The organism is Stutzerimonas stutzeri (genome assembly GCF_024448895.1).
GTDB lineage: Bacteria > Pseudomonadota > Gammaproteobacteria > Pseudomonadales > Pseudomonadaceae > Stutzerimonas > Stutzerimonas stutzeri_Q.
In genome coordinates this window covers 1-18,433 of record NZ_JAMOIC010000032.1, presented here as the reverse complement: position 1 = coordinate 18,433, position 18,433 = coordinate 1, and the positions used below count along the sequence as shown (strand labels likewise).

The 18,433-nt window shown below is 62.2% G+C and carries 12 protein-coding genes; 8 read left to right on the top strand and 4 right to left on the bottom strand.

Annotated features, from left to right (window positions below; all coding sequences use genetic code 11):
* Positions 1-94 precede the first annotated feature (94 nt).
* From NA619_RS22960 to NA619_RS22930, 7 genes are all read left to right on the top strand, one after another.
* The gene (locus NA619_RS22960) at positions 95-3,580 is read left to right on the top strand and encodes an indolepyruvate ferredoxin oxidoreductase family protein (RefSeq protein WP_255964102.1); all 3,486 of its coding nucleotides are present in this window, start codon (positions 95-97) and stop codon (positions 3,578-3,580) included.
* A 141-nt stretch (positions 3,581-3,721) separates the two neighbouring features.
* A complete protein-coding gene (locus tag NA619_RS22955) occupies positions 3,722-4,813 on the top strand; it encodes a Glu/Leu/Phe/Val dehydrogenase dimerization domain-containing protein (protein WP_255964101.1) in 1,092 nt (363 codons plus the stop codon).
* Positions 4,814-5,023: 210 nt separating this feature from the next.
* Positions 5,024-6,427: a sodium-dependent transporter gene (locus tag NA619_RS22950; protein ID WP_255964100.1), complete on the top strand. Its 1,404-nt coding sequence runs from the start codon at positions 5,024-5,026 to the stop codon at positions 6,425-6,427.
* Between the two features lie 282 nt (positions 6,428-6,709).
* Positions 6,710-7,384 (top strand): maleylacetoacetate isomerase, encoded by a 675-nt coding sequence (gene maiA, locus NA619_RS22945; RefSeq protein WP_255964099.1) that lies wholly within the window; start codon positions 6,710-6,712, stop codon positions 7,382-7,384.
* A gap of 74 nt (positions 7,385-7,458) precedes the next feature.
* A complete protein-coding gene (locus tag NA619_RS22940; protein ID WP_255964098.1) occupies positions 7,459-8,925 on the top strand; it encodes a sodium-dependent transporter in 1,467 nt (488 codons plus the stop codon).
* A 231-nt stretch (positions 8,926-9,156) separates the two neighbouring features.
* Positions 9,157-11,046, top strand: a complete 1,890-nt coding sequence (locus tag NA619_RS22935) for a methyl-accepting chemotaxis protein (RefSeq protein ID WP_255964097.1) — start codon at positions 9,157-9,159, stop codon at positions 11,044-11,046.
* A 1,071-nt stretch (positions 11,047-12,117) separates the two neighbouring features.
* Positions 12,118-12,801, top strand: a complete 684-nt coding sequence (locus NA619_RS22930; RefSeq protein WP_255964096.1) for a type 1 glutamine amidotransferase domain-containing protein — start codon at positions 12,118-12,120, stop codon at positions 12,799-12,801.
* 6 nt (positions 12,802-12,807) lie between these two features.
* On the opposite strand, the gene NA619_RS22925 is transcribed toward NA619_RS22930, so the two are convergent.
* The 4 genes from NA619_RS22925 to phhA all read right to left on the bottom strand — a co-directional run bounded on the left by NA619_RS22925 (position 12,808) and on the right by phhA (position 16,514).
* Positions 12,808-13,620, bottom strand: coding sequence for an EAL domain-containing protein (locus tag NA619_RS22925; protein ID WP_255964095.1), 813 nt, complete (start codon positions 13,618-13,620; stop codon positions 12,808-12,810).
* 317 nt (positions 13,621-13,937) lie between these two features.
* Positions 13,938-15,134 (bottom strand): amino acid aminotransferase, encoded by a 1,197-nt coding sequence (locus tag NA619_RS22920; protein ID WP_255964094.1) that lies wholly within the window; start codon positions 15,132-15,134, stop codon positions 13,938-13,940.
* On the bottom strand, positions 15,131-15,487 hold the full coding sequence (locus NA619_RS22915) for a 4a-hydroxytetrahydrobiopterin dehydratase (protein WP_255964093.1): 357 nt from the start codon (positions 15,485-15,487) through the stop codon (positions 15,131-15,133). Before NA619_RS22915 ends, NA619_RS22920 begins: the two co-directional genes overlap by 4 nt.
* 241 nt (positions 15,488-15,728) lie before the next feature.
* Positions 15,729-16,514, bottom strand: coding sequence for a phenylalanine 4-monooxygenase (gene phhA / locus NA619_RS22910; protein WP_255964092.1), 786 nt, complete (start codon positions 16,512-16,514; stop codon positions 15,729-15,731).
* A gap of 265 nt (positions 16,515-16,779) precedes the next feature.
* Here phhA and NA619_RS22905 point away from each other — a divergent pair, with 265 nt between their 5' ends.
* Positions 16,780-18,336 carry a sigma-54-dependent transcriptional regulator gene (locus NA619_RS22905; RefSeq protein WP_255964091.1) on the top strand — a complete coding sequence of 519 codons (1,557 nt, stop codon included), beginning with the start codon at positions 16,780-16,782 and terminating at the stop codon, positions 18,334-18,336.
* Positions 18,337-18,433 lie beyond the last annotated feature (97 nt).

Sequence of the window (18,433 nt, the reverse complement as noted above, 5' to 3'; positions counted from 1 at the left end):
CGTGGGAAAGCTTTCCGTGCGGCTCCCCACGACCTGTTAGGCGGGATGTGAAAGACACATCCCAGACTCCGATAAAAACAAACAGGAGCGCCACATGTCATTGGCCGAGATCCGCCTGGATGACAAGTACCGGCTCGCAACCGGACATCTGTACCTCACCGGCACCCAGGCGCTGACCCGCCTGCCCATGCTGCAGCATCAGCGCGATCAGGCGCAGAACCTGAATACCGGCTGCTTCATTTCCGGCTACCGCGGCTCGCCGCTGGGCAATCTGGACAAGAGCCTCTGGGACGCGCGCGACTACCTCAAGGAGCACGCCATCCATTTCCAGCCGGGCCTCAACGAGGAACTGGCGGCGACGGCGGTCTGGGGCAGTCAGCAAACCAACCTGTTTCCCGGTGCCAAGTACGACGGCGTGTTCGCCATGTGGTACGGCAAGGGGCCAGGCGTCGACCGTTCCGGCGACGTCTTCAAGCACGGTAACGCGGCAGGCGTCTCGCCCCATGGCGGCGTGTTGCTGCTGGCCGGTGACGATCATGGCTGCAAGTCCTCAACGCTGCCGCACCAGAGCGAGCACGCCTTCATCGCCGCTTCGATCCCGGTGCTGAACCCGGCCAACGTTCAGGAAATTCTCGACTACGGCATCATCGGCTGGGAGCTGTCGCGCTATTCCGGCTGCTGGGTAGCGCTCAAGACCATCGCCGAGAACGTCGATTCATCCGCCGTGGTGGAGGTCGACCCGCTACGGGTGAAAACGCGTATCCCGGACGACTTCGAACTGCCCGAAGACGGCGTGCACATCCGCTGGCCGGACCCGCCGCTGGTGCAGGAAAAACGCCTCAACCTCTACAAAATCTACGCCGCGCGCGCCTTTGCCCGCGCCAACAATCTGAACCAGGTAATGCTCGATTCACCGAACCCGCGTATGGGCATTATCACCACCGGCAAATCCTATCTCGACGTGCGCCAGGCACTGGACGACCTCGGGTTGGACGAAGCCCTGTGCGCCTCGGTCGGCTTGCGCGTGCTCAAAGTGGGCATGAGCTGGCCGCTGGAGCCGGTCTCGGTGCATGAGTTCGCACAGGGTTTGGACGAGATCTTGGTGGTCGAAGAAAAGCGCAGCATTCTCGAAGACCAGCTCACCGGGCAGCTCTACAACTGGCCGCTGGACAAACGTCCGCGGGTGGTTGGCGAGTTCGACGAGGAGGGTAATTCGCTGCTGCCGAACCTCTCCGAACTGACGCCCGCGATGATCGCCCGGGTGATCGCCAAGCGCCTCGCGCCGATCTACACCAGCGACAGCATCCAGTCGCGTCTGGCATTTCTGTCGGCGAAGGAAAAGGCACTGGCCGCACGCAGCTACGACACCGTACGCACACCGCATTACTGCTCCGGCTGCCCGCACAACAGTTCCACCAAAGTACCGGAAGGCAGCCGCGCCTCTGCCGGCATCGGTTGCCATTACATGGTGCAGTGGATGGACCGGCGCACCGAGACGTTTACCCAGATGGGCGGGGAGGGCGTCAACTGGATCGGCCAGGCGCCATTCACCGAAACGCCGCACATGTTCCAGAACCTGGGCGATGGCACCTACTTCCACTCCGGCAGTCTGGCCGTGCGCGCCGCGGTGGCCGCCGGGGTGAACATCACCTTCAAGATCCTCTACAACGATGCGGTGGCCATGACCGGTGGCCAGCCCATCGACGGTGAACTGCGGGTCGATCAGCTCAGTCGGCAGATCGCCGATGAAGGCGTGAAACGCATCGCGCTGGTCAGTGACGAACCGGACAAATACCCGACCCGCGAGACCTTTGCGCAGATCACCAGCTTCCATCACCGTCGCGATCTGGATGCCGTGCAGCGGGAGTTGCGTGAGTTCAAGGGCGTTTCGGTGATCATCTATGACCAGACCTGCGCCACCGAGAAGCGTCGTCGGCGCAAGCGCGGCAAGCTGGAAGATCCGGCCAAGCGCGCCTTCATCAACCCGGCGGTGTGCGAGGGCTGTGGCGACTGCGGCGAGAAGTCCAACTGCCTAGCGGTCATGCCGCTGGAAACCGAGCTGGGGCGCAAGCGCGAGATCGATCAGAACGCCTGCAATAAGGACTTTTCCTGCGTCGAGGGCTTCTGCCCGAGCTTCGTCACTGTGCATGGCGGCGGGCTGCGCAAGCCTGAAGCGGTAGGTGCGAGTCTCGATCCGGCGCAGCTGCCGGAGCCGCAATATCCGACTCTTGAGCGCCCATGGAACGTGTTGATTCCCGGTGTCGGCGGTAGCGGCGTGACCACTCTCGGCGCGCTGTTGGGCATGGCTGCGCATCTGGAAGGCAAAGGCTGCACCGTGCTCGACCAGGCCGGTCTGGCACAGAAATTCGGCCCGGTGGTGACGCATATCCGCATCGCTGCCAAGCAGGACGACATCTACGCCGTGCGAATCGCTGCCGGTGAGACCGATCTGCTGCTGGGCTGCGACCTGATAGTTGCCGCCGGTGACGATTCGCTGACCCGCCTAAATGATCAGATCAGCCATGCGGTCATCAATAGCCACGAGTCCGCTACTGCGGAATTCACCCGCAACCCCGACGCCCAGGTGCCGGGCAAGGCCATGCGCGAAGCCCTGATCGATGCGGTGGGTGCTGAGAAGACTCACTTCATTGATGCGAGCTACCTGGCCACTCGACTGCTGGGCGATAGCATTGCCACCAACCTGTTCCTGCTGGGCTTTGCCTATCAGCAAGGGTTGTTGCCGCTGTCGGCGGAGGCCATCGAAAAGGCTATTACCATCAATGGCGTCGCCGCTGAGCTTAACCTGCAGGCGTTCCGCTGGGGGCGTCGTGCGGTGCTTGAGCGGGAGGTGGTGGAAAAGCTGGCGCGTCCGGTGGAAATGGCCGAGCCAAGCCTGGCCGGACCAATCTGCCAGACCCTGGAAGAGATCGTCGACTGGCGGGTGGACTTCCTTACCAAGTACCAGAACGTGGCCTATGCCAGGCGCTATCGCTCGATGGTCGAGCGGGTGCGTGCGGTGGATACCGCTGATGACCTGGCGCTCTCGAAAGCCGTGGCGCGCTACTACTTCAAATTGCTCGCTTACAAGGACGAGTACGAAGTGGCGCGGCTGTACAGCGAGCCTGAGTTCCGCCAGCAGCTCGAGGCGCAGTTCGAAGGCGACTACAAGCTGCAGTTCCACCTGGCACCGGCCTGGCTGGCCAAGCGCGACAGCACCACTGGCGAACCGCGCAAGCGAGAACTCGGCCCATGGGTGTTGAACGCCTTCAACGTGCTGGCGAAGCTGAAATTCCTGCGCGGGACGCCGCTGGACGTGTTCGGTTACGGCCATGACCGCCGTGTCGAGCGCGAACTGATCACCGAGTACGAGCGCAACCTCGACGGGCTCCTGGCGCAACTCAAGCCCACCAACTACCGCACGGCCGTAGCCATTGCTGCACTTCCGGAACTGATCCGCGGCTACGGCCCGGTGAAGGAGCGCTCCATAGCCAAGGCTCGTCAGCAGGAGAAGTTGCTCAAGGAGCAGCTGAATCGTGGCGACGAGGTGCAGACCGTACGGTTGTTCGAGCCGGCAGCCTGAGGCGTCTCTAAGCGCTTGCGAGATTCGTAGGTGGGCCGGGCGGCGTTCCGCTTAGCCCACCGTTCCCCAATACGCCGCACAGCACATTGAGGGAGCCTGCAGAGCAGGACTCTCGACAGAACAACAACAGAGGAATTCGCAATGTCCGTTTTCACCCACCCCGATTTCGATGGCCACGAACAGGTGGTGTTCTGCCACGACAAGGCATCGGGTCTGCGCGCCATCATCGCCATCCATGACACCACGCTCGGCCCGGCGCTGGGCGGTTGCCGGATGTTCCCCTATGCCAGCGACGACGAGGCGCTGCGCGACGTGCTGCGCCTGTCCCGTGGCATGACGCTTAAATCCTCGCTGGCCGGACTCAAGCTGGGCGGTGGCAAAGCGGTGATCATCGGCGATCCGCATACCGGCAAGAGCCCGGCGCTGCTGCATGCCATGGGCGATTTCGTCGATAGCCTTGGCGGGCGCTACATCACCGCAGCCGATTCGGGCACCGGCGATCCGGAGATGCAGGCCTTCGCCCAGCGCACCCGTCATGTGATCGGCGCAACACCACGCACCTCGCTCGACGGCAGCATCGCCAGCGGTGACCCGTCGCCCTCCACCGCGCTCGGCGTGTACGTCGGGCTGCGTGAAGCGGTGCGTCAACGTCTCGGTCGGGACGACCTGACCGGCCTGAAGGTCGCAATCCAGGGCGTCGGGCATGTCGGTCTCGGTCTCGCGCGTCATCTCAAGGCGGCCGGTGCCGAGCTGTGGGTCTGCGACATCTTCGACGCCAACGTGCAGCAGGCGATGCAGGAGCTGGGCGCCAATGCGGTGCGCCCGCACGACATCTATGGCCTCGACGTGGACGTATTTGCGCCCTGTGCCATGGGCGGCATTCTCAATGCCGAAACCTTGCAGCACCTGCGTGCGCCGATAATCGCCGGCGCCGCGAACAATCAGCTGGCTAACCCCGAGATCGGAGTCGAGTTGCAGCGTCGTAACCATCTCTACGCGCCGGACTACGCGATCAACGCCGGCGGCATCATCGACGTCTACTACCAGCGCATTGGCGGCAGCGCGGCGCAGACCGATACGCATGTCAAAGGTATCGCCGACACCCTTCGCGAGATCTTCGAGCGCGCCGCGGCCAGCGGCGAACCGACATCGATCATCGCGGATCGGCTGGCGTTGGAGCGACTGGGCAGCACGCCAGCACTGGCGCCACAGCCTCAGCTGTTGCAGGCATGACAAGCCTGAGGGCGGCCCCGTGCCGCCCGTTTCGTGTTCGGTAGACCATGCCGAACCATGAACGGAAGCATTTGCGAAGCGCGCTGATCCCGGCTCTGAGTCTCTTTCGTCACGACCAATTTCATGCCGAGTGATGTGTCTCGCAGCAGTTGTTCCCGATGTACATCCGCATAAAAAACGCCTGACAAAAACAACAAGCAGGAATCCGCAATGACTGACAAAAACAGCCTCGCCGCCGGTGCTCTTGGTGGCGTTCGTACTCAGCAAAGCGCGGCACGTGGCCTCTGGTCCTCGCGCTGGGTGTTCTTTCTCGCCGCCACCGGTTCGGCGGTCGGCCTAGGCAATATCTGGAAATTCCCCTACATCACCGGCGAGAACGGCGGTGGAGCGTTCGTGCTCGTCTATCTCGGTTGCATCCTGCTGATCGGCATTCCCTTGCTGATGGCTGAAGTGATGATCGGCCGCCGCGGGCGGCAGAACCCCGATGGAGCCGTCGCACGGCTGGCTCGCGAGGCGGGCGCCAGCAGCCGTTGGCGGGTCGCGGGCTGGCTCGGCGGCCTCACGGGGTTTCTGATTCTCAGCTTCTATCTGGTGGTGGCCGGCTGGGCGCTTGCTTACGTCCCGACCACTCTGAGCGGAACGTTCAGCGGTGTCGGTGCTGAGGCCAGCGGTGACATCTTCGGTGCGCTGCTGGCCAGCCCGTTGCGGCTGGCCGTCTGCGGCACGCTGGTGCTGTTGGCGACCATGCTGATCGTCGGTTTTGGGGTGCGCGGTGGCCTGGAGCGCTCGTTGCGTTTTCTGATGCCGGGCCTGTTCGTGCTGTTGCTGGGGCTGGTGGGTTATGCCGCAGTGACCGGCGAATTCAGGCAGGCGCTGCAATTTCTGTTCGTACCTGATTTCTCCGCGTTGACCGCCACCAGCGTGCTGATCGCGCTGGGCCATGCCTTCTTTACCCTGAGCCTCGGCGCCGGAGCGATGATGGTTTACGGCTCCTACCTGCCGGAGGGCACGTCCATCGCAAAGACCTCGGTGCTCGTGGCGCTTGCCGATACGGTCGTCGCGCTGCTGGCCGGGCTGGCGATCTTCCCGCTGGTGTTTGCCAATGGCCTGGAGCCGGGGGCAGGCCCCGGGCTGATCTTCGTCACGCTGCCGATTGCCTTCGGCCAGATGCCGCTGGGGCAGGTGGTAGGCGGATTGTTCTTCGTCATGCTGGTGATCGCGGCGCTGACCTCTGCGATCTCGCTGAGCGAGCCAAGCATCGCCTGGATGACCGAGCGCTTCGGCATGACTCGCCTCAAGGCGGTGCTGGTAAGCGGTGCGCTGTTGTGGCTGCTCAGCCTGGGCAGCGTGTTCTCGTTCAACTTGTGGGCCGACTACCAGCTGTTCGGCAAGACGTTCTTCGACTCGCTCGACTACCTGACTACCAATTGGCTGATGCCGTTGGGCGGGCTAGTGACCGTGCTGTTCACCGGCTGGGTGCTGAAGGAGCGGACGGTCCGCGATGCCATCGGCATTCACCACGCTGGACTGTTCAAGGCATGGTGGCTGCTGTTGCGCTTCGGTACGCCGCTGGCGATCGTGCTGGTGTTCCTGAACTTGAGCGGCCTGATCTGACCGGGCAAACGTGTTGAGGTGCGGCAAGCTGCCGCACCGTTGTGTCAGCTTTTCATTACAGCTGTAAGGCTGGACGCCCAGTAGCCGGTGCGATTGAACCGCTGTAACGAAAAGCTGCCACAGGGCAATGAGTCGCCAGATGGAAGGGCAAGTTGTCGGGCTTGTGTGGCACCGCTGGGTGGTTTGTGATGGGCGCAGCCTGTGCAAAGCCCGTAGCCAAGGCCCGCATGCCAGCGCTAGAGCTGTCGACTGCCGCGAATAAAGAGATATCAAGGGAGTGTCATGACCAACAACAACGAACCCACCGGTTCCCCCACCCTCAAGCTCTACGGCTACTGGCGTTCCAGTGCTGCCTACCGGGTGCGCATCGCGCTGAATCTCAAGGGCCTGGCCTACGAGCATCTGCCGGTGCATCTGGTGAAGGATGGAGGGCAGCAGCATTCGGCCGATTACACGGCACTCAATCCCCAGGGGCTGGTGCCCTTGCTGGTCGATGGCGAAGAGCGCATCAGTCAGTCGCTGGCGATTCTCGAGTATCTGGACGAGATTTTCCCGTTGCCTTCACTGCTACCTGACGACCCCGCCGATCGTGCTCGGGTGCGGTCGCTGTCAATGCACATTGCCTGTGATCTGCATCCGCTGAACAACCTGCGCGTGCTCCAGTACTTGAGCGGCACCCTGCGTGTCGTTGATGAAGCGAAGCAGCAATGGATCCAGCACTGGATCTCCACCGGCCTGGCTGGCGTCGAACAGGGCCTGGCTGCTTTCGACGGCAAGCTGTCGCTCGGCAGACGGCCGGGCTATCTGGAGGCGTGCCTGATTCCGCAGGTATACAATGCGCGCCGTTTTGCCTGTGACCTCAATGCGTACCCGCGCATTCTGCAGATGACCGAGCAGTGCGAATCCCTCGAAGCCTTTGCCAAAGCGGCTCCGGAGGTGCAGCCAGACGCTCAGTGATCCGCCTTGCACTCCGTCGCGTCACGAGCGCGGCGGGTTCGATCCCGTCACAGATAACAACAAACAGGTGACGCATGACCCGTGAAAAACCCAAGAACCTCTGGCTCTCCCGCTGGGGTTTCATTCTTGCCGCGACCGGCTCCGCAGTCGGCTTGGGCAACATCTGGAAATTCCCCTACATCACTGGCGAGTACGGCGGCGGCGCGTTCGTATTAATGTACCTGGCGTGCATTTTCGCCATCGGCGTGCCGGTGATGATGACCGAGATCGCCATAGGCCGCCGTGGTCGCGGCAGCCCCATCGATGCGGTCGGCCGTACGGCGCAGGAAAACGGCAGCAGCCCGCTATGGAAAGGCATCGGCCTCATGTCCATGGTGGCCGGCTTTCTGATCCTTTGCTTCTATGTAGTGGTAGCCGGTTGGGCCTTTGCTTACACCTTGAAGATGCTCGATGGCTCACTTGCCGCCAGTTCCGTAGACGGGTTGGCTCAGGTATTCGAGGCGCACAACGCCAACCCCTGGCAGCTGGGCGGCTGGAGCGTGCTGGTAACCGCGTTGACTCTGTGGATCGTGGCCAAAGGTGTGCAGGCAGGCATCGAGCGCGCAGTGAGCTGGATGATGCCGGGCCTGGCGGTGATGCTGTTGATTCTGGTCGGCTATGCGTTCACCAGCGGCGGGTTCGATCAGGGTTTTGCATTCCTGTTCAGCTTCGATACATCCAAGCTCACCGGTGAGGCCCTGCTGACCGCACTGGGTCATGCCTTCTTTACCCTGAGCCTGGCGGCCGGGGCCATCATGACCTACGGCTCCTACATCCCCGATGGACAGTCCATTGCCCGCACCACCTTTGTAGTGGCCATCGCCGATACCTGCGTTGCGTTGCTGGCAGGCTTGGCGATCTTCCCGATCATCTTCGCCAACGGCATGGACCCAACCGCCGGGCCGGGGCTGATTTTCATGAGCCTGCCGCTGGCCTTCCAGCAGATGCCATTCGGCACCGTTTTCGGCGTTCTGTTCTTTGCCATGGTCTCGCTCGCTGCGATGACGTCGGCCATCTCGATGATCGAAGCCACGGTGGCCTACCTCAATGAGAAACATGGCATCAGCCGTCTCAAGGCGGCCATGGCCGCAGGCGCTGTGCTGCTGGTCATCAGCATGCTGGCGATGCTGTCGTTCAATCTGATGGCGGGCTGGACGCCCATGGGCAAGAACTTCTTCGACTGGCTCGATTACCTCACCTCGCGCTGGATGATGCCGCTGGGCGGGATCTTCACCGTGATCTTCGCCGGCTACGCGCTGCGCAGCGAAATCATGCGCGACGAGCTGGACCTGCCGCCGCTGGGCTACGCGTTGTGGTTGTTCATGGTGCGCTACGTTTGCCCGGTACTGATCATGATGGTGTTCCTGCATGCGCTGGGCTGGCTTGGCTTCGACCCGCTTGCACGCTGGTACTGGATCGCCGGCGCCATCGGCGTGCTGACCATCCTCGGTGAAGGCCTGCGCCCTCGGGTGCTGCCGGCTCTGGCTGGGCGCAACGCCTGATCCGCTAGTCCAATCTCACTGGCTGACTGAACGGCACCTCTGGAAACGGAGGTGCCGTTTTTACATTCGGGTCGCGTCCATGCGGCCCTTTTTAGACGCTGCAGGGCAGCGAGCCGACGGGCGGTACTCTCAAGGTCCTCCGGGCCAAGCCGATAAGTCGATTAGCGTAAGGACGCTCGGATAGGAAAGGGACTTCCGTTTTGACATAGATCAATTTTCGGACACGCGCCCATGCCTAGCCGCCTCAAGTTCAGCCACAAGATTTTGCTGGCCGCCTCACTCGTGGTGATCGCGACCTTCGCCCTGTTTACGCTCTTCAACGATTATCTGCAGCGCAACGCGATCCGCGAGAATCTTGAGAGCTATCTGGATGAGATGGGCGAAGTGACTGCCCACAACATTCACAACTGGCTATCTGGCCGCATCCTACTGGTCGAGAGCGCAGCGCAATCGATTGGCAATGACAGCTCCGACGAGGCCGTGGTCAGCCTGCTCGAACAGAAGGCCCTGACTTCGACCTTTGGTTTCACCTACCTAGGTGAGCAAAGCGGCCGCTTCACCATGCGACCGGAAGACGAAATGCCGGCTGATTACGATCCGCGCACCCGTCCCTGGTACAAGGATGCAGTGGCGGCCGGCGGCTCCACCCTGACCGAGCCTTATGTCGACGCCGCGACCGGTGAGCTGATCATCACGATCGCCACCCCTGCCCGCGAGGGTAGCCAGACGGTTGGCGTGGTCGGTGGTGACCTGGGCCTGCAGGCGCTGGTCGATATCATCAACGCCCTGAGCTTCGACGGGATGGGTTATGCCTTTCTGGTCAGCGGCGATGGCAAGGTGTTGGTCCATCCGGACAAGACCAAGGTCATGAAAACACTGGCCGAGATCTATCCGCAAAACACCCCGTCTCTGACCAAAGGCCTGAGCGAAGCGGAGCTTGATGGTCAGGCGCGCATCCTCAGTTTCAGTCCTGTTCCCGGTCTGCCGTCGGTGACCTGGTATGTCGGTGTCTCGGTTGAGAAGGAAAAGGCCTACGCGGCCCTGGCCAGCTTCCGTGCTTCGGCGCTGGTGGCCACGGTCATTGCTGTAGTGTTCATCCTGGTGCTGCTAGGCATGCTCATCCGCGTGCTGATGCGTCCGCTCACAGACATGGGCCGGGCAATGACCAACATCGCTGAAGGCGAGGGTGATCTCACCCGCCGTCTGACCGTGCAGTCGCAGGATGAGTTCGGCGTGCTGGCCACCGCCTTCAACCGTTTCGTCGAGCGTATCCACGGCTCGATTCGAGAAGTGTCTTCGGCGACCCAGCAGGTCAACGAAGTAGCGCAACGCGTGCTGGCCGCTTCCAACTCCTCGATGGTCAATTCCGATGAGCAGGCCAGCCGCACCAACAGTGTGGCGGCCGCGATCAACCAGTTGGGCGCCGCCGCCCAAGAGATCGCTCGCAACGCCGCTGACGCTTCGCAACAGGCCAGCGGTGCGAGCCACCAGGCTGAAGACGGACGCAAGGTCGTCGAGCAGAACATTGAGGCGATGAAGCAGCTTTCGACCAACATCAGCGCCTCCTGCGCGCAGATCGAAGCGCTGAACACGCAGACAGTGGGGATCGGCCAGATCCTCGACGTGATCAAGGGGATCTCCGAACAGACCAACTTGCTGGCGCTGAACGCAGCCATCGAAGCGGCGCGCGCTGGCGAAGCCGGGCGGGGCTTCGCGGTGGTGGCTGATGAGGTCCGTAGCCTGGCCCATCGCACCCAGACTTCTGCGCAGGAGATCCACGGGATGATCGAGAAGCTGCAGGTCGGCGCTCGTAACTCGGTGAGCACCATGACTGAAAGTCAGAAACGCAGCGAGGCCAGCGTAGGCATCGCTAACCAGGCTGGCGAACGCCTTGGAAGCGTGACCCGCAGCATCGGCGAGATCGACGCGATGAACCAGTCGGTGGCCACCGCCACCGAGGAGCAGACCTCGGTGATCGAGTCGCTGAATATGGATATCACGGAGATCAATACGCTCAACCAGGAAGGGGTCGAGAACCTGCATTCGACCCTTAGGGCCTGTGGGGATCTGGAGCAGCAGGCTGCTAGGTTGAAGCAGTTGGTGGGGAGTTTCAGGATCTGATTGGCCGTTTGAAGGGCAGGGCGCTTTGGCGCCCTTTTTTGTGGGCGTCTGTATTTGCCACTTATGTAGAAGCGAAGGGAGACGCCTAGGCATGATCAGGTGGTCGCGGCGCGCTCAACTTGGTACGGCGCCGCTCTGTCGTAGGCCCTAACCTCAGGTTTCGCCCTGCTGGGCGAGTCACTTTTTTCAAACGCACCTGCCCGGCCGGCAAAAAATTAACCAAAAAGTCTTGCCCCTGCATCCGGCCCCGGCTGCGCCGGGGTTCCCTCGCTCCGGTGACGTTCCAGGGGGCCGCCGCGAAGGGCCATCCCTGGCCCATCGCGGCTCTCGCGGCATCCATGCCGCTCAACCCCTTCCACGACACTGCGCTCGGCCTCCTGAAAGGGGCGATCCGGTGGTGTCTGAGATAACGTGCAACGAAACGGTTCTTGCGGCGATGTGTAGGGTGGGTAACGCGAAGCTTACCCACCGCTTTTGGTGGGCGAGGTCCGTTATCAATCGTGGTATCGAGCGCGGTGGAGAATGCTTCGCAGTTTTCCACCCTACGAAGCTAAAGGGGGGCGAGTCCTAGTCGCGTGGCAACTCTCAAAGAGCGTAACAAACGGGCTTTGTTTCTTTGCTGACACACGAACCAGCAGACGACTCCGAACGCCCCTTTCAGGAGGCCGAATGGAGTCGGGGCGTAGAGGGGCGAGCGGCATGGATGCCGCGAGAGGCGTAGAGGGCCATGGATGGCCCTTGCACGCCGACCCTCGGAGCAGCGATGGAATGAGGGCAGTCGAGCGCAGCGAGACCCGTATGCAGGGGCAAGACTTTTTGGTTACTTTTTCGGCGTTTGGAAAAAGTGACTCGCCCCGCAGGGCGAAACCAATGCGTCGGCCAACTCCGTAAATAAGCTGCACCAACGAAGCACAAGCCAGAAGCCTTCGCGAGCAATCTCGCTCCTACTGAAGGCGGCGGAGCGGGCATACGGCACGGAAGCCTTACCGGGACACCCAATCGATCGATTCCCCACTCCAGTGGTCGAGATGAACCACGGCCCGCATCCGGGCCCCGCTCAAAGGAGACCCCATGAAAGTTCTCATCGTGCTCACGTCCCACGACAAGCTAGGCGATACCGGCAAACCCACCGGCTTCTGGCTCGAAGAGTTCGCCGCCCCGTATTACGTGTTCAAGGACGCCGGCGCCGAGATCGTGCTGGCCTCTCCCAAGGGCGGCCAACCGCCGCTGGACTCCAAAAGCGATGCACCGGACGCCCAGACCGAGATGACCCAGCGCTTCAAGAAGGATGCCGAGTCCCAAGCGCTGCTGGCCAACACGCGCAAGCTGGACGATGTTTCGGCGGCAGACTTCGATACCGTGTTCTATCCCGGCGGCCACGGCCCGCTGTGGGACCTGACAGGCAACGCCACGTCCATCGCCCTGATCGAGTCCTTCATCAAGGCGCGCAAACCAGTGGGCGCGGTCTGCCATGCGCCGGCAGCGCTGGTACAGGTACGCGGCGTGGACGGCGAGTATCTGGTCAAGGGCAAGCGCGTGACGGGTTTTACCAACACCGAGGAAGAGGGCGTGCAGCTCACCGATGTGGTGCCCTTCCTGCTGGAAGACAAACTCAAGGAAATCGGCGGCGACTACAGTAAAGGCCCGGATTGGTCCTCATACGTGCTGGTCGATGGCCTGCTGGTGACAGGCCAGAACCCGGCTTCTTCCGAGGAAGCCGCGCATGAGCTGCTCAAGCTGCTGAAGACCCGCTGAGGCCGTTCAGCCCGGCCAGACCAGCGACTCGGTCTGGCTGCAGGTTTCGAACAGCGGTTTGCTGAACAGATAGCCCTGCAGCAGGCTGATCCCCAGATCCTGCAGGGCGCTGCATTCGTCGGAGGTTTCCACGCCTTCGGCGATCACCTTGATTCCCAGCTCGTTGCAGATACTGACGGTGCCCCGGACGATGGCCTGGCGCGGGTGACTCTGGTCGATCCCGCGGATCAGGTCCATGTCCAGTTTGATGATGTCGGGTTGGAAGTCGGCCAGCAGATTGAGTCCGGCGAAGCCGGCACCGAAGTCGTCGATGGCGGTGAGGAAACCGATGCGCTGGTATTCGCGGAATACTTCGGTCAGCCACTTGGCATCGCTGATGCGCTCGCCTTCGACCGTCTCGAAAATGATCTGCTCGATGGGAAAGTTGTGCGCGCGCGCCGCTTCGAGCGTCGAGCGGATGCACAGCTCGGGACGGTAGATGGCGTTCGGCAGAAAGTTGATCGACAGCTTGCTCTGCATGTTCAGCTTCGCGGCAGTCATGATGGCTTTGACCCGGCAGGCCTGGTCGAAGCGGAAACGATTGTCCTCGGTTACCTGCGACAGCACGCTGGGCGCCGGCTCGCCATTGACGCCGCGGATCAGAGCTTCGTGGGCGAAGATCTCGCGCTTGGAGATGTCGACGATCGGCTGGTAGGCGTAGCTGAAGCGAAACCCAAGGCGTTCCCCGCTGGCACAGCTGGGGCAGGCGCCGTGTTCGCTGGCGGAGTGGCAGGCGTATTCGCTTGAGGCAGGGTTACCGGCTGTGTTGCATTGGATCATGGCGGCGCTCGTCTTGAAAAACCTGTGCTGGAAGGTAGCGGCCGCGCTGGCCGGCCCTGTAGCCCGCTCGTCACCGGACCGATGGGTCACGGTCTGATGAGCTATCTATCACCATAGTAGGTCAGAAAGGCGACGCGATGATGGCTAAATGCTACGACGCTGTTTCCCACGGCAAGTTCCGACCGGCTGACGGCCTAAGGCTTACGGCTATGGTTTGGCCGAATAAACTCGGCCCTACAGATTGGCGCTGGGTCATCTGAGACGCTCTCAGGGCCGGATCGCGTAAGCCGGCCTTTTAGCTCCGGTGGCGGGCTCGGTCAGTCCACGACCCGTGCGATGGCGGCTGCCAGCTGATCAAGCCGTGCGGCATCCAGCCCCGCGATATTGGCGCGGCCACTCTCGACCAGATAGACCGCGTCCTCGCGGCGCAGACGCAGCACCTGCTCAGCGGTCAGCCCGGTATAGGAAAACATCCCGCGTTGCTGTGCGATGTGTGCGAAACGCTCGGCCAGGCCATGGGGTGCGAGCGCGTCGACCAGCCCCTGACGCAGACCGGCGATGCGTTCGCGCTTGGCTGCCACTTCCTGCTGCCAGAGCTGGCGCAGTTCGCTGTTGGCCAGAATGGTCGCGACCACCGCAGCGCCGTGGGACGGTGGGGTAGACCAGAGATTGCGCGCCACCGAGGCGAGCTGGCTGCGCACGTCGATCAGGGAACTGCCATCGGCCGTGACCGCAATCAGCGCGCCGGTGCGTTCACGATAGAGGCCGAAGTTCTTCGAGCAGGAACTGGTGATCAGCACTTCCGGCAGCGCTTCGACGAACAGCCGCACCGCCCAGGCATCTTCGTCCAGTCCATCGCCAAAGCCTTGATAAGCGAAGTCGAACAGCGGCAAGAGTTCGCGGCTGCGCACTATTTCCAGCACCTGACGCCAGTCGTCCTGGGTTAAGTCGTAGCCGGTGGGGTTGTGGCAGCAGGCGTGCAGCAGCACCACATCGCCGCTGGGAATTTGCTCCAGTGCGGCGAGCATGGCCGGTACGTCCAGCCTGTTTTGCGCATCGACGTACGGATAGTGCTCGACCTTCAGCCGCGACGCCGCGAACAGGGTTTCGTGGATCGGCCAGGTCGGGTCGCTGAGCCAGAGGCTGCGGCCCGGCAGGCACTTGGCAATGAAATCTCCCACTAGACGCAGCGCACCGGTGCCGCCTGGCGTCTGGGTGCAGCCGGCGCGGTTCTCGACCAGGGCTGGCGAGCTTTCACCGAGTACCAGCCGCAACAGCTGTTCGCCGAACAGCGGATCACCATGCCCGCCGATGTAGCTCTTGGTCTGCTCACTGTCGATCAGCCGCTGCTCGGCCAGTTTCACCGCCTTGGGGATCGGCGTCAGGCCGAGGGCGTCTTTGTAGACACCCACGCCAAGGTCGAGCTTGGACGGGTTCGGATCGGCACGATAGGCATCCAGCAGGCCGAGAATCGGGTCGCCAGGGACTCGCGCCACTTCGCCGAAGTGCTTCACTTGCGGCCCTCTGCGGTGTTCGCGACCTCGTCGGTACGGGCAGCCATGATGAAGTCGTTGCGGTGCAGGCCCTTGATCGAGTGGCTCCACCAGGTGACGGTGACCTTGCCCCATTCGGTGTGCAGGCCCGGATGATGACCCTCGGCCTCGGCGATTTCGCCGACGGCATTGGTGAAAGCCAGCGCATGGCGGAAGTTCTTGAACAGGAAGACCTTCTCCAGCTCCATGTGGCCGTCGCGGGTTTCGATGTTCCAGTCCGGGATCTGCTTGATCAGCTCGGCCAGTTCATCGTCGGAAACCTTGGGTGCGTCGGCGCGGCAGGCTTCGCAGTGGGCTTGGGTCAGAGCGGTCATTGATGGGTCCTTATGATGATCGGTGGGTTGAGTGGGTCGGTGGGTTAAAGCCCACCCTACGTGATGGGGTTGATCAGAGTTAAGCAGCGTAGGGTGGACAACGCCGCAGGCTTGTCCACGCGTCGGGCTCGGTCCGCTGCTTTGACGAGGGCGCATCCACCGATTTGGCCGAAACGACCGGCGCCGCCAGACGTCGTCGGGGCTGAAACCAACGCGGGAAAATGCTTCGCAGATTTCCACCCTACGCCGCTTTTGGCGGAAACTTCGGCTGGTGCAGGCCAAGCTGCATCGCGGTGCGCACGTGGGCCATGATGTCTTCGTGGGCCACGTCGAACAGGCGCTTGAGCTCCGGCAGGACGAAATACACCGGCTGCAGGATGTCGATGCGATACGGCGTGCGCATGGCTTCGATGACATCGAACACCTGGTGCTCGGGCTCGTCGGAAAGACTGTAGAGCGTTTCCTTCGGCGAGGAGAGGATGCCGCCGCCGTAGATACGTTGGCCAGCTGAAGTCTCCACCAGGCCGAACTCGATGGTCATCCAATACAGCCGCGCCAGGTAGACGCGCTCTTCCTTGCTGGCCTTGAGGCCAAGCTGGCCGTAGGTATGAGTGAATTCGGCGAACCAGGGGTTGGTCAGCAGCGGGCAGTGGCCAAAAATCTCATGGAAGACGTCCGGCTCCTGCAAGTAATCCAGCTCTTCGGGCGTGCGGATGAAGGTCGCAACCGGGAAACGCTTGCTCGCCAGCAGTTCGAAAAAGGTCTGGAAGGGAATCAGCGCCGGCACCCGGGCGACTTGCCAGCCGGTGGTCGCATCGAGCACACGGTTGATCTCGCCAAGTTGCGGGATGCGATCGTGGGGCAGGGCGAGCTGTTCGATGCCGTCCAGATATTCCTGACAGGCGCGTCCGTCCAGCAACTTGAGCTGGCGTTCGATGAGGGTCTGCCAGACCGCGTGCTCGGTGTCGGCGTAGTGGATCCAGCCCTGGGCATCCGGTTCGCGAGCGACGTATTTCGTAGCTTTCATCTGACCTCCTTGAGCGGGATGGCCGCGTGAGTCTTGTTGTTGTGGATGCCTCCATCTGACAGCCATGCGTGGCTCAAGGCGAGCACCAGAGACGGGTCGGTGCGACCATCCGCCTCAGCTATCCGTAACGAAAAGCTTACGAAGCTGGTAGTTGGCTAGGGAATCGTCTTGCTTCACCCTTGATCTGTAAAATAATCTTGACGGAAATCCGCGGTGACATGCAGAAAAATGCTGCCGCCCATAACAACAAGCTCAAAGGCTCTGCATGCGTATCAAGATCCTCTGTCAGAACCGCGTAGGGATTCTGCGCGACATGCTCGAACTGCTGGTGGACTACGGCATCAATGTCGCCCGTGGCGAAGTCGGCGGTGAACACGGCAATGCGGTCTACCTGCATTGTCCAAATCTGATGAACCTTCAGCTCCAGGCGCTGCGGCCAAAAATTGAGGCGCTGCAAGGCGTGTTCGAGGTACGCAAGGTCGGTTTGATGCCCAGTGAGCGCCATTCGCTGGAGCTCAATGCCTTGCTCGGTGCGCTGGAATTTCCCGTGCTGTCCATCGATATGGCGGGTGCCATCGTCGCCGCCAACCGCGCCGCGGCTCAGCTGCTCGGGGTACGGGTGGATGAAGTGCCCGGCATGAGCCTGTCGCGCTATGCAGAAGACTTTGACCTGCCTGAGCTGGTGCGCGCGAACAAGGCGCGCATCAATGGCCTGCGCGTGACCATCAAGGGCGACATCTTTCTGGCCGACATCGCACCACTGCAATCGGAGCACGACGACAGCGAAGCGCTGGCTGGAGCGGTGCTGACCCTGCATCGCGCGGACCGTGTCGGCGAGCGCATCTACAACGTGCGCAAGCAGGAGCTGCGGGGCTTCGACAGCATCTTCCAGAGCTCGAAAGTAATGGCGGCGGTGGTCCGCGAGGCGCGACGCATGGCGCCGCTGGACGCGCCATTGCTGATCGAGGGCGAGACCGGGACCGGCAAGGAGCTGCTGGCGCGCGCCTGTCACCTTTCCAGCCCGCGCGGGCAGTCGCCGTTCATGGCGCTCAACTGCGCGGCATTGCCGGAATCCATGGCCGAGACCGAGCTGTTTGGCTACGGCCCCGGTGCCTTCGAAGGCGCTCGACCGGAAGGCAAGCTTGGGCTGCTGGAGCTGACTTCGGGCGGCACGCTGTTCCTCGACGGCGTAGGCGAGATGAGCACACGGTTACAGGCCAAACTCGTGCGCTTTCTGCAGGACGGCTGCTTTCGGCGGGTCGGCAGTGACGAGGAGGTCTATCTGGATGTGCGGGTGATCTGCGCCACGCAGCTGGATCTGTCCGAACTCTGCGCGAAGGGCGAGTTTCGCCAGGATCTTTACCACCGGCTCAATGTGTTGTCCCTGCACATTCCACCGCTGCGCGAATGCCTGGATGGGCTAGAACCGCTGGTGCTGCATTTTCTCGATCAGGCCAGCCGGCAGATCGGCTGCCCCTTGCCGAACCTTTCACCGGCGGCACTGGAGCGCTTGGCCGGCTATCACTGGCCCGGCAACGTGCGGCAGCTGGAAAACACCCTGTTCCAGGCGGTTTCGCTGTGCGATGGCGGCGTGATCAAGCCTGAACATATCCGACTGCCTGATTACGGCACGCCGCAGCCGCTGGGTGATTTTTCGCTGGAGGGCGATCTGGACAGCATTGTTGGGCGGTTCGAGAAGGCGGTCCTGCAGGAGCTCTACGGCCGACACCCCAGCAGCCGAATGCTGGGCAAGCGGCTAGGCGTGTCACACACCACCGTGGCCAACAAGCTGCGCGAGCATGGGATAGGCAAGGAGGGCTGATTGCTTTGCATCAATAAGGCACCCACCCGTAGGAGCCAGCTTGCTGGCGATCAGAGATAGGCGCTGCAGCAGTGTTGAGTTTGACGCACGGATCGCC